Here is an 11,721-nt window from a genome sequence, read left to right as displayed (position 1 = left end):
CGCGGCCGGCCGAGGGGGCCATCGGAAAAAGGATGGAGCCGATTCGCGTGTCGATACGTCTATTCGGCGACGTCCGTTCGACGACGCCGAAGTGATCGGATTACAGGTGCAGGTGTGACGGAGGTGCAGGACGATGGCCGGTTTCCGAAGTCTGGCGAGACAGGTCCGAGATCCGCGGTGCGATCTGGCGCTGCGGCGCTATTCACTGCGCAAGTGCCTTGAGCGATTCGCTCCTTATGGGCACAGGGCGACCTGGGACCACCTGTGCTCGCGGGCCGGGTTCGATCCCGAGGACCGCTCCGTCGACCCGGCGCGGCTCGTGGCCGCACTGGAGGAGCTGGAGGAGGCCCGGGCGGTCTGGCTGGCCTACGAGGTGGAGTTCGCCGAGCGCCGCAGGAAGGAGAAGCACGACGGGCTGCGCAGGCCGGGCAGTGTGGACGACTGGCACCGGCTGACCTGGGGCGGTTTCGGTGTGGCCTGGTGCGACGATCCGCGGGTGCATCCGCGCGAGCCGCTGGCCGAGGTGCTGCGGCGGCTGATAGCCGCGCTGGAGCGCGAGCCGGGTGCGGTCTGCCCCGTGTGCCGGGGGGAACGGCTCGTGTGGCGCTTCGGCCTGGACCACGAGCCCTCGACGGGCCCGGTCTGCACGGACTGCGGAATCCTGGTGCCGCGTCCCGTGCTCACCCCCGGAGCCCTGGCGGACGCCCGCAGGGCGAGGCTGCTGGTGTCGGCCTGAGCGACAGGGAGCGTCGGGCGGCGGGGGTGCGCAGGGGATGCCGCGCCCCCGCCGCCTCCCGCCGGGGCCCGCGGGGACGGAGAACCGCGGTGCGCGCGGGCCGGCCCGGGGCCGGGGGAGCACGCCGGCGAACCGGAGACGCCCTCGTCACCGAGTAGCGGCGGGCGTGGCGCGGGCGAGCGTGACGTACGCGATTGCGCCGCGGGTGTATGCGGCTGCCGTGGGCGGGCGTGACGTACGCGGCAGTGCGGGCGGGTGCCCCGTACGCGGCAGTGCGGGCGGGCGCGCCTCAGGGGCCCGGGCGAAATCCCGGGGCGGCACGGGTGGGTGGTGGGGAGCGCCTCCCGCTCATGGGGCGCCCCGCTCGAGCGCGGCCGGGAGCGGGGGAGGCGCCCGGCGCACGCCGGGGCGGCACCCCCGTGCGGGTCAGTGCCCGTCCGGCCGCCGCCCGCCGCCGCGGGCGCCGTTCTCGGGCAGCAGGCGGGAGCCCGTCAGGCGTTCGCCGGAGATGTCGTCCGGGTTGGACAGGACGCACGTGTCCAGCGAGAGGCAGCCGCAGCCGATGCAGTCCGTGAGGTGGTCGCGCAGCCGGTTGAGCTGCCTGATGCGCTCGTCCAGCTCGGAGCGCCACGCCTCGGAGAGGCGCGCCCAGTCGTCCCGGGTGGGCGTGCGCTCCTCGGGGAGTCCGGCGAGCGCCCCGCGGATCGTGGCGAGCGGGATGCCGACGCGCTGGGCGGCGCGGATGAAGGCGACCCGGCGCAGGGTGTCACGGGTGTACCGGCGCTGGTTGCCCGGGGTACGGCGGCTGCTGATCAGCCCCTTGGACTCGTAGAAGTGCAGGGCCGAGACGGCGGCGCCGCTGCGCGCCGAGAGCTGGCCGACCGTGAGCTCGTGGATCTTCTCGGGAAGCTGGGGCACTCCCCGAACCCTACCCACCCGTCCGGCGGCCGGTCGCCGTTGACAGGGACCGCCCGGCACACCATGCTAAGCAGTTGCTTAGGCATGCGCACACCGATGCGCTGCGACTCCGTGACGCGAGAGGCCGGGACATGGCAGAGCCGAGGATCTTCACGTCCGTCGACGACCTGAGGGCGGCGGTGGGCGAGCAGCTGGGGTACACCGACTGGCTGGAGGTCGACCAGAAGCGGATCGACCTGTTCGCCGAGGCCACCGGGGACCACCAGTGGATCCACGTCGACCCGGAGAAGGCCGCGGCGGGGCCGTTCGGGACGACCATCGCGCACGGCTATCTGACGCTGTCGCTGCTGCCGCTGTTCGGCCCGCAGCTGATCTCCGTCGAGGGCGTGAGGATGGGCGTCAACTACGGCACCAACAAGGTGCGCTTCCCCGCCCCGGTCCCCGTCGGCTCGCGGGTGCGCGCCACCGCGACGATCACCTCCGTCGACGAGGCGCCGGGCGGCGTCCAGGTGGCCACGGCGTTCACCGTGGAGCGCGAGGGCGGCGACAAGCCGGTGTGCGTCGCCGAGTCGGTGGCCCGCTACTACCTCTGAGCGGGGCCGGCCTCCCGGGCCCCGACCATCCTGAGCACGAGGTCGGCGTAGAGCGCGCCGACCTCCTCGGGGGTGCGGGGGCCGTTGACGTTGAACCAGCGGGCCACGTCGATGCAGAGGGAGAGCACGGCGAGCGTGGTGCCCTGTACGTCGATGACGTCGAACTCGCCGGAGCGCACGCCCTCCTCGATGATCCCGCGCACCTCGGCGTCGACCTGCCGGCGCAGTCCGAGGATCTCGGCGCGGGCCTCGATGCCGAGCGAGTCGAGCTCGTACTGCACGACCCTGGCGGTGGTGCGGCCCCCCGCGTGCCAGCGGACGAAGGAGCTGACCGCCTCGGCGAGCCGACGGGTCGGGCTGCCCTCGGAGCGGGCCGCCGTGCGCAGGATCTCGACGGCCTTCTGGTGGCCGATCCTGCTGATGCGGTGGAGCAGCTCTTCCTTGGTCTTGTAGTGGATGTAGAGCGCGGCCGGGCTCATCCCGGCACGGCCCGCGATGTCGCGGGTCGTCGTGGCGTGGTAGCCGCGCTCCGCGAACGCCTCCACGGCGGCGAGCAGCAACCGCCGGGCCGCGTCGGGCGTGACCTCACCCCACGGTTGCGCCTCGGCGCCGGCCGTCTCCTCCGCCGTACTCATCGCTCACCTCATTCACTGGCAGGAGTAACACCATACCGGCAAGGGTGAGCGCTCGCTTAGCGTGCCCGGCGTCACAGCTTCTGCAGCGGGTCGTGTTCGGCGAGCAGCTTCTCCAGGCGGGCCTGGTCGACCCGGTTGACGATCTGCCCGGCCTCCTGGCGGTCGCGGACGACCTTGGCCAGGGTGAAGGCGGAGGTGACGAGGTACAGGACCGCGATGCCCAGGAAGGCGCGGACCCAGGCGTCGGTGTCGAGGTTGAAGATGCCGACCGCGGTGGCGCCCATGGCCACCCCGAAGGACGCGACGGCCTGGCCGTAGAAGGCGGCCGTGCTCTGCTGCTTGACCGGTGTGTCGCTCATGGGGACAAGGATCGGCGGATGTGGCCGCGGCCACATCCGCTCGGGTACTCAGACCGTACTCAGAACGCCGAAACCCCGGTCAGCGCACGGCCGATGACCAGTTTCTGGATCTGGCTGGTGCCCTCGTAGAGGGTCATCACGCGTGCGTCGCGCAGGAGTTTGCCGGCCGGGTACTCGTCGATGTAGCCGTAGCCGCCGAAGACCTGGAGGGCGTTGTTGGCGGCGCGGACGGCCGCCTCCGAGGCGAAGAGCTTGGCCTTGGAGGACTCGACGGCGAAGGGCCGGCCCCGGTCGATCAGGTCGGCCACCCGCCAGGTGAGCAGCCGGGCCGCGTCGACGTCCACGGCGATGTCGCTGATCAGCTCCTGGACGAGCTGGTGACGGGCGATGACCTTCCCGAACTGCTCCCGCTCCCCCGCGTACCGCACGGCCGCGTCCAGGGCCGCCTGCGCTATGCCGACGCAGCCGGCCGCGACCGACATCCGGCCCTTGGCGAGGGCGGACATGGCGACCGAGAAGCCCTTGCCCTCCTCCCCCAGCATCGCGGAGGCGGGCACGCGCACGTCCTGGAGGACCAGTTCGGCGGTGGCCTGGCCGCGCAGGCCGAGCTTGCCGTGGACGGCGCGGCGGGTCAGACCGGGGGTGTCGGTGGGGACGAGGAAGGCGGAGACGCCCTTGTGGCCGGGGGCGTCGGTGGAGCGGGCGAAGAGCAGGACGACGTCGGCCCAGGTTCCGTTGGTGATGAACATCTTGGTGCCGTTGACGACGTAGTCGTCGCCGTCGCGCACCGCGCGGGTGGTGAGGTTGCCGGCGTCGGAGCCGGTGCCCGGCTCGGTGAGGCCGAAGCAGCCGACGTACTCCCCGGAGGTCAGGCCCGGCAGCCAGGCGCGCTTCTGCTCCTCGCTCCCCCGGGCGGCGATCGTCTTGGCGACCAGGCCGAGGGAGACGGAGACGATGCCGCGCACGGAGGAGTCACCGCGGCCCAGCTCCTCGGTGACCAGGCAGTACGCGAGGTGGTCGCCGCCGCTGCCGCCGTACTCCTCGTCGATCGTCAGCCCCAGGAAGCCGACCTCGCCGAGCTTCTTCACGATGCCGCGGTCGACCTCCTCGGCACGGTCCCAGGCGGTGGCGTGGGGCACGACCTCGCGCTCCACGAAGTCCCGGGCCAGCCGACGGACGGCCTCCTGCTCCTCGCCGAGCTCCAGGTTCATACCGAGTCACCCCATGTGAGATCCGCTTGCCGTGCACATCCGGAGGACCGTGCACATTTAAATTAGCACTGCTAGTTTCCTGTCGCGGTCCTACTATGTGCGCCATGGCCCGACCGCGCAAGCCCCTGCTCAGCACCGACCGGATCGTCGGTACGGCCCGTGCGCTGGTGGACGCGGAGGGCCTCGCGGCCGTCTCCACGCGCCGGCTCGCCGCGGAACTGGGGGTGAGCGGGCCCTCGCTCTACAACCACTTCCGCACCAAGGACGAGATCCTGGAGGCGGTGGCCGACTCGGTGAGCGCGCTGGTCGACCTGTCGATGTTCGAGGACGGCCGGGACTGGCGGACCGCGCTGCACGACTGGGCGGTCTCCTACCGGGCCGCGCTGCGCGACCACCCGAACATCGTCCCGGTCCTGGCCCGCGGTCCGGGCCGCCGCCCGGCGGCGCTGCGGCTGGCCGACGCGGTCTACGGCGCGATGGTCCAGGCCGGCTGGCCGCCCGCGCAGGCCACCTCCATCGGCGCGCTGATGCGCTACTTCATCATGGGGTCCGCGCTCGGCTCCTTCGCGGGCGGCTTCGTGGACGACGCCAGCGCCTACGACCCCGCCGACTACCCGCACCTCGGGCAGGCCCATCTGCTCGCCGAGCAGCAGGAGAAGATCGACGAGCGGGCCTTCGAGGCGGGGCTGACGGCGCTGCTGGAGGGGCTGGCGCTGCAGTACGAGCGGGTGCGGGCCGGCGCCTGAGCGCTCCGCTGGGGGTGCGGTGATGTGCCGTCGATCGTCCGCGGCGCCTTCGTGGCCGGTCGCGCCCGCGCGGCGGCAGCCGCACGAAGGCACGGTCCCGCGCCCCTTCGGGGCCGGACGCTTCGGCGAGGGCCGAAGGGTCCGTGCCGCATGCTGGAGGCCATGACCACCAAGGATCCCCGGGCGGCCGGTCTCGCGCGGCTCGCCGCGCTGGTCGCCGACGAGACGCGGGCCGCGTGCCTCCTGGCGCTGCTGGACGGGCGGGCCTGGACGGCGGGCGAGCTGGCCCGGCACGCCGGTGTCGCCGCGTCCACGCTGAGCGAGCACCTGGGCAAGCTGGTCGCGGGCGGGCTGCTGGCCGAGGAACGCCAGGGGCGGCACCGGTACGTACGGCTGGCCGGCGCGCGGGTCGCGCAGCTGGTGGAGGACCTGACCGCGCAGGTGGCTCCGGGCGCCGCCGAGCGCCCGCGCACCCTGCGGCAGGCGGGCGCCGGGTCGGCCATGGCCCGCGGGCGGACCTGCTACGACCATCTCGCCGGGCGGCTCGGCATCGCCGTCACGGACGCCTTCACCGCGCGGGGACTGCTGCTCCAGGAGACCGGGTTCGCGCTCACGGACGCGGGGCTGCGCTGGTTCGACGCGGCGGGCATCGGCCTGGACCGCCGCGGCCGGCGGCCGCTGGCCCGCGCCTGCCTGGACTGGACGGAGCGCCGCCCCCACCTCGCCGGCGTGGCGGGCGCGGCCCTGTGCCGGCACGCCCTGGAGACGGGATGGTGCGTGCGCATCGGCTCCGAGCGGGCGGTGCGGGTGACGGAGGCGGGCGAACGCGCCCTGTCCGAGCTGCTGGGGATCCCGGCGCGGGCCCTTCGCTGACCCGGCCCCCGCGTCGCGGCGGGAGGCCGGGAAGCACCGTCCGCACCGGTCCCGGGACCGGTGCGGACGGAAGGCGTCTAGAAGACCACCAGGGCCCGTCCGCCCTTGCCCGCCAGCATGGTGTCGAAGGCGGCCGGGATGCCGTCCAGGCCGATGTGTCCGGTGACCAGGGCACCCGGGTCGAGGCGGCCGGCCCGGATGTGCCCGGCGAGGACCGGGAGGTCCCGGGCCGGGTCGGAGTTGCCGTAGACGCAGCCGGAGAGGGTCCGGCCCCAGTGGAAGATCTCCAGGGCGTTGAAGGTGACCTGCTGGTCCTTGCCGCCGATGCCGACCACCGTGGTGCGTCCGCCGCGCCGGGTGGACTCCCAGGCCGTGCGGATGGCGGTCGCGCGGCCGGCGCACTCGACGGCCGCGTCCACGCCCTCCTTGCCGGTGAGCGCGCGGATCTGCCGGGCGGTGGTGTCGGAGGCGACGAGGTAGTCGGTGGCGCCCGCGGACCGGGCGAGCTCCTCCTTCTCCGGGGAGACGTCGACCGCGACGATCGTGGACGCGCCCGCGATCCGGGCCGACTGGAGCGCCGCGAGGCCCACTCCCCCGACACCGAACACCGCGACCGTCTCCCCCGGCCGGACCCGCGCGGAGTGGTGGACGGCGCCGTAGCCGGTGAGCACCGCGCAGCCCAGGAGCGCGGCGTCGGCGAGCGGGACGCCGTCCGGGGCGGGCAGCACGCAGGAGGCGGGCACCACCGTCTCCTCGGCGAACGCGGCGACGTTCAGCCCCGGGTACAGGTCGGTGCCGTCGTCGGCGCGGCGGGCGTGCACCTCTGCGGCGCCGGCCAGGGCGCCCGCGCACAGCCAGACCTCGCCGCGCGCGCAGGCGGGACAGGTGCCGCAGGAGGGCGCCCAGTTGAGGACCACGCCGTCGCCGGGCGCGACATGGGTGACGCCCTCGCCGACGGCGACGACCGTGCCGGCGCCCTCGTGGCCGAGGACGGCCGGGACCGGCAGGCGCATGGTGCCGTTGGACAGGGACAGGTCGGAGTGGCAGACCCCGGCGGCGGCGAGCCGGACGCGGACCCGGCCGGGGCCGGGTTCGGGCAGGTCGATCCCGGTGATCTCCAGCGGGGCACCGACGGCGGGCAGGACAGCGGCGCGTACGGCCATGGTGGTGACGACTCCCCTAGAACTGGAGGGACTTGGTCTGGAGGTACTCGGTCAGCCCGTGCGTGCCGAGTTCGCGGCCCACACCGGACTGCTTGTAACCGCCGAAGGGCGCCAGCGGGTTGAAGCGGCCGCCGTTGATGTCGACCTGGCCGGTCTCCATGCGGCGGGCGAAGGCCACCGCCTCCGCCTCGTCACCGGCCCAGACGGCGCCGGCCAGTCCGTAGACGGTGCCGTTGGCGATGCGCAGGGCGTCCTCCTCGTCCGCGTAGCGCAGGACGGACAGGACGGGGCCGAAGATCTCCTCCTGGGCGATGGTCATCTCCGGGGTGACGTCGGCGAAGACCGTGGGGCTGACGTAGTAGCCCTTCTCGTGGGGGGAGTCGGGGCCGCCCGCGACCAGCCGGGCGCCCTCGGCGACGCCCTTGGCGATGTAACCGCGCACGCGCTCCCGCTGTGCGGCGTTGACGAGCGGGCCGATGCGGTCGCCGTACTTCGCGGCGGCGGCCGCGGCGAGTTCCACGGCCTCGTCGTACCGGTCGCGGTGGACCAGCATGCGGGTCCAGGCGCTGCAGGTCTGGCCGGAGTTGGACATGACGTTGGCGACGCCGACGTTGACCGCGCGGGCCAGGTCGGCGCTCGGCAGGATGACGTTGGCGGACTTGCCGCCGAGTTCCAGGGCGACCTTCTTCACCATGCCGGTCGCGATCGCGCCGATGCGGCGGCCGACGGCGGTGGAGCCGGTGAAGGAGACCAGGTCGACGCCCGGATGCTCGGCCAGGGCCTGCCCGGCCACCGGGCCGAGCCCGGTGACCAGGTTGAACACGCCCGCCGGGACCCCGGCCTCGTGCACGGCCTCCGCGAACAGCCGCGCGACCAGCGGGGTGTCCTCGGCGGGTTTGACGACCAGGGTGCAGCCGGCCGCGAGGGCGGGGGCGGTCTTGGCGACGATCTGGTGGAGCGGGTAGTTCCAGGGGGTGATCGCGCCGACCACGCCGACGGGCTCGTGGAGGACCGTGGAGTTGCCGGTCCTCTCCTCGAAGGCGTACGTCGCCGCCAGCTCGGCGTACGAGCCGGCCACGGCGATCGGCACGCCCGCGTGGACGGTCTGCGAGAGCTTCGGGGGCGAGCCGAGTTCGGCGATCACCGTCTCGGCGATCTCGTCCTGCCGGGCCACGAGCAGGTCCCGCAGCGCGGCCAGCCGGGCGGCGCGCTCGGCGGGCGGGGTGGCGGCCCAGGCGGGGAGTGCGGCGCGGGCGGCGCGCACGGCGGCGTCGACGTCCTCCACGGTGCCCGCGGGGACGGTGGCGATCACCTGTTCGTCGGCCGGGTTCACCACTTCGATCACGTCCGGGCCGGCGGCGGGGCGCCAGGCGCCGTCGATGTACATGCCGTCGTATGCCTTCATCGCGCTTCCTCCGGGGCGGGGTGTCGGTGTCCGACCGCTCAGTTTCGTGCGAACTCCTAAACTAGCGGTGTTAGTTTTTCCGCGCCAGAGGTCTCCGCACGCCGGTGTCGCTCCTCCAGGCCGGGCAGCCGTCGGGGCGCGTGGGTCACGGAAGCCAACGGAAAGCAGCCGCCGGGAAGCCACCGGACGGGATCGGGACGCTCCGGTCCGCCAGGCGGGAAAGCGGACGCCTGCATTCGGAAAATCGGCGGTCGTGCCGCCCCGGTGCCCGAACGGCCCGGCGGCCACCCCCGGCGCCGGGTGGCGCGGCCCCGCCCCGCCCTCGCGCCGGCACCGCTCACGTCACCCCTCGACGCGCCGTCGCGCCCTCGCACCCTCCCGCGCCCCTTTCCCGACGCCCGCCCCCTCCTCCCCTCCCGGGCGGGGCGGGGTGCGCAGGGCGACCCCCGAAGCCAGGAACAGCAGGACGCCGAGCATCGCGAACGGGGCCGCCACGCCCGCGACCCCCGCGACCAGGCCCGCCGCCGCGGGCGCGGCGACCTGGCCCAGGCGGTTGCCGGTGAGGCGCAGGGCGAGGGCGGTGGAGCGGGCCTCGGCGGGGGCGGCCTGGACGACCGTCGTCATGGACAGCGGCTGGCCGACGCCCAGGCAGAAGCCGAGGACGGCCAGGACCAGGGCCAGCGCCCAGACCGGCAGCGGCAGCGCGACGCCCGCGCAGAGCAGCGCGGCCAGCAGACAGGTCACCGTCAGCAGCACCGTGCGGCCGAGCAGGCGCAGCAGCGGGGTGAGGACCAGCCGGCAGGCGATCGTGGCCGCCGCGCGGAGGCTGAGCAGCAGGCCGACGACGGCCGGGTCGATGCCCCGGTGCTCGCCGACCACCGGGAGGTAGGCGGTGAGGATGTCGGTGGCGGACAGCACGGCCAGGCTGATGAGGATGCCCGCCGGTACGCCCCGGGCCCGCAGGATGCCCCGGACCGGCACCCGCGCGGCCTGTCCCGTACGGGGTTTCAGGACCCCGGGCCGCTCTATGCGCCACAGCGAGGTGAGCGCGACGGCGCCGCCCGCGCCCGCCGCCAGCAGGGCGAGCGCGCTGGTCCGGGCCATGTCCGCGCCGATCAGCGCGCCCGCCGCGACGGGACCGACCAGCTGGCCGAGCGAGGCGCCGATGGTGAAGTGGCCGAAGTTGCGGTCCTGGTCGTGCGGTGCGGACTGGCGGGCGACGAGGGACTGCGCGCCGATGACGAAGCAGAGGTGGCCGAGGCCCATCACCCCGCTCCACAGGGCCATCGCCCACAGCGAGCCGGCGAGGCCGCTGAGCGCGCAGCCGCCGGATATGAGCACCACGCCGGCCGGGAGCAGGGGCGCGCAGCGGCCGTGGTCGGTGCGCCGGCCGAGCGGTACGGCGGCGAACAGCGGCAGCAGCGCGTACACGCCCGCGATCACACCGATCGCCCGCTCGTCCGCGCCCAGTGCCAGCGCCCGGTAGGAGACGGCGGGCCGGGCCATCGACACCGCCCCCTGCGCGAAGCCGAAGGCGATGACGAGACGGAGCAGCCAGCCGCGGTTCCCACCGGGCGCCATGGTCGGGTCCTTCCTGGGACGGGCCGGGACGGTCAGATGATGCCGAACAGGATCCCGGCCGCGAGAATCACCAGGCAGATCATGGCAGCCCACTTCACCACGAAGCGGGTGTGGTCGCCGAACTCGACCCGGGCCATGCCGACCAGGACGTACACCGCGGGGACGAGCGGGCTGGACATGTGCAGCGGCTGGCCGACGAGGGAGGCGCGGGCCATCTCCAGCGGGGAGACGCCGTGCGCGGCGCCGGCCTCGGCGAGGACGGGCAGGACACCGAAGTAGAAGCCGTCGTTGGACATGAAGTACGTCAGGGGCAGGCTCAGCAGGCCGGTGACCAGCGCCATGTGCGGGCCCATGCCGTCGGGGATGATGTCCACCAGCCACTTGGCCATGTGGTCGACCATGCCGGTGCCCTGGAGGACGCCGGTGAAGACGGCGGCGGCGAAGACCATGCCGGAGACGTTGAGGACGTTGTCGGCGTGGGCCGCGAGACGGGCCTTCTGGTCGGGGATGTGCGGGAAGTTGACGGAGAGCGCGAGGGCGGCGCCGAGCAGGAACAGCACCGGGATCGGCAGCAGCTCCATGATCATGGCGGTGAGCAGCGCGACCGTGAGCAGCGCGTTGAACCAGTAGAGCTTCGGCCGCAGGGTGGGGCGGTTCGGGTCGAGGCCCTGGAAGTCGTCGTCCTCCTCCGCGGCGGCGTCCGTACCGGCGCCGGAACCGCCGGCCGGCCGGGCGCCCTTGCCGGGACCGCCGGCGGAACCCGCGCCGACCAGCACGGTCTCCGTCTCCTCGGCCTCCTCCTTCACCAGCGCCTCGTCCAGCGTCAGCACGCCCAGCCGCCTGCGCTCGCGCAGACCGAGCACGTACGCGAGGACGACGACGCCCAGCAGGCCGACCAGCAGGGCGGGGATCATCGGGACGAAGATGTCGCTGGCGTCGAGCTTGAGCGCGGTCGCCGCGCGGGCCGTCGGGCCGCCCCAGGGGAGGGTGTTCATCACGCCGTTGGCCATGGCGGCGACACCGGTCATCACGACCAGGCTCATCTTCAGGCGCTTGTACAGCGGGTACATCGCCGAGACGGTGATCATGAAGGTGGTGGAGCCGTCGCCGTCCAGCGACACGATCGCGGCGAGCAGCGCGGTACCGACGACGATCCGCATCGGGTCCGCCTTGCAGAACCGGAGGATGCCGCGGACGATCGGGTCGAAGAGTCCGACGTCGATCATCACACCGAAGTAGACGATCGCGAACATGAGCATCGCCGCGGTGGGCGCGAGGCTGGACACGCCGTCGATGACGTAGTCACCGAGGTGGGCGCCCTTGCCGACGACCACACAGAACAGCGCGGGGATCAGCACGAGCGCCGCGATCGGCGACATCTTCTTCAGCATGATCAGGACCAGGAAGGTCGCGATCATGGCGAAGCCGAGGATGGTCAGCATGAGTGGATACCTAACGTTCGCCCTTGAACATCCCACCAGGGCCGGCGGTGCGACGACGT

12 protein-coding genes are annotated in these 11,721 nt (G+C 73.6%); 4 read left to right on the top strand and 8 right to left on the bottom strand.

Translation table 11 applies throughout. The features are described 5' to 3' along the window. Positions 1-133: 133 nt before the first annotated feature. Entirely contained in the window at positions 134-736 is a 603-nt protein-coding gene (locus ACFY3N_RS30480; protein WP_390820003.1) for a hypothetical protein, read from the top strand. A gap of 426 nt (positions 737-1,162) precedes the next feature. Here the strand turns inward: ACFY3N_RS30480 and soxR are convergent, their stop codons facing one another. Then, positions 1,163-1,654, bottom strand: a complete 492-nt coding sequence (gene soxR, locus ACFY3N_RS30475) for a redox-sensitive transcriptional activator SoxR (RefSeq protein ID WP_390820002.1) — start codon at positions 1,652-1,654, stop codon at positions 1,163-1,165. Between the two features lie 131 nt (positions 1,655-1,785). Here soxR and ACFY3N_RS30470 point away from each other — a divergent pair, with 131 nt between their 5' ends. Further along, the gene (locus ACFY3N_RS30470; protein ID WP_390820001.1) at positions 1,786-2,247 is read left to right on the top strand and encodes a MaoC family dehydratase; all 462 of its coding nucleotides are present in this window, start codon (positions 1,786-1,788) and stop codon (positions 2,245-2,247) included. Here ACFY3N_RS30470 and ACFY3N_RS30465 read toward each other — a convergent pair. From ACFY3N_RS30465 to ACFY3N_RS30455, 3 genes are all read right to left on the bottom strand, one after another. Further along, entirely contained in the window at positions 2,238-2,882 is a 645-nt protein-coding gene (locus ACFY3N_RS30465) for a TetR/AcrR family transcriptional regulator (protein WP_390820000.1), read from the bottom strand. The two genes, ACFY3N_RS30470 and ACFY3N_RS30465, sit on opposite strands and share 10 nt — an antisense overlap. 71 nt (positions 2,883-2,953) lie before the next feature. Continuing rightward, the gene (locus ACFY3N_RS30460; RefSeq protein WP_381227548.1) at positions 2,954-3,241 is read right to left on the bottom strand and encodes a YiaA/YiaB family inner membrane protein; all 288 of its coding nucleotides are present in this window, start codon (positions 3,239-3,241) and stop codon (positions 2,954-2,956) included. A gap of 59 nt (positions 3,242-3,300) precedes the next feature. Further along, complete coding sequence (locus ACFY3N_RS30455; RefSeq protein ID WP_390819999.1) at positions 3,301-4,452, bottom strand: acyl-CoA dehydrogenase family protein; 1,152 nt, start codon at positions 4,450-4,452, stop codon at positions 3,301-3,303. Between the two features lie 104 nt (positions 4,453-4,556). Here ACFY3N_RS30455 and ACFY3N_RS30450 point away from each other — a divergent pair, with 104 nt between their 5' ends. Together ACFY3N_RS30450 and ACFY3N_RS30445 are read left to right on the top strand one after the other, a co-directional pair. Then, complete coding sequence (locus ACFY3N_RS30450; protein WP_390819998.1) at positions 4,557-5,198, top strand: TetR/AcrR family transcriptional regulator; 642 nt, start codon at positions 4,557-4,559, stop codon at positions 5,196-5,198. Positions 5,199-5,348: 150 nt separating this feature from the next. Further along, positions 5,349-6,071 (top strand): ArsR/SmtB family transcription factor, encoded by a 723-nt coding sequence (locus tag ACFY3N_RS30445; protein WP_390819997.1) that lies wholly within the window; start codon positions 5,349-5,351, stop codon positions 6,069-6,071. A gap of 77 nt (positions 6,072-6,148) precedes the next feature. Here ACFY3N_RS30445 and ACFY3N_RS30440 read toward each other — a convergent pair whose 3' ends face one another. The 4 genes from ACFY3N_RS30440 to ACFY3N_RS30425 all read right to left on the bottom strand — a co-directional run bounded on the left by ACFY3N_RS30440 (position 6,149) and on the right by ACFY3N_RS30425 (position 11,698). Beyond that, positions 6,149-7,234: a Zn-dependent alcohol dehydrogenase gene (locus ACFY3N_RS30440; RefSeq protein WP_390819996.1), complete on the bottom strand. Its 1,086-nt coding sequence runs from the start codon at positions 7,232-7,234 to the stop codon at positions 6,149-6,151. 16 nt (positions 7,235-7,250) lie between these two features. Continuing rightward, a complete protein-coding gene (locus ACFY3N_RS30435) occupies positions 7,251-8,639 on the bottom strand; it encodes an aldehyde dehydrogenase family protein (protein ID WP_390819995.1) in 1,389 nt (462 codons plus the stop codon). Between the two features lie 342 nt (positions 8,640-8,981). Continuing rightward, positions 8,982-10,220: an MFS transporter gene (locus ACFY3N_RS30430; protein ID WP_390819994.1), complete on the bottom strand. Its 1,239-nt coding sequence runs from the start codon at positions 10,218-10,220 to the stop codon at positions 8,982-8,984. Between the two features lie 32 nt (positions 10,221-10,252). Beyond that, complete coding sequence (locus tag ACFY3N_RS30425; RefSeq protein ID WP_390819993.1) at positions 10,253-11,698, bottom strand: CitMHS family transporter; 1,446 nt, start codon at positions 11,696-11,698, stop codon at positions 10,253-10,255. Between the last annotated feature and the right edge of the window lie 23 nt (positions 11,699-11,721).

Origin of the sequence: Streptomyces sp. NPDC000348 (assembly GCF_042898795.1) — a bacterium.
Lineage (GTDB): Bacteria > Actinomycetota > Actinomycetes > Streptomycetales > Streptomycetaceae > Streptomyces.
This window is presented reverse-complemented; position numbering and strand designations above follow the sequence as displayed.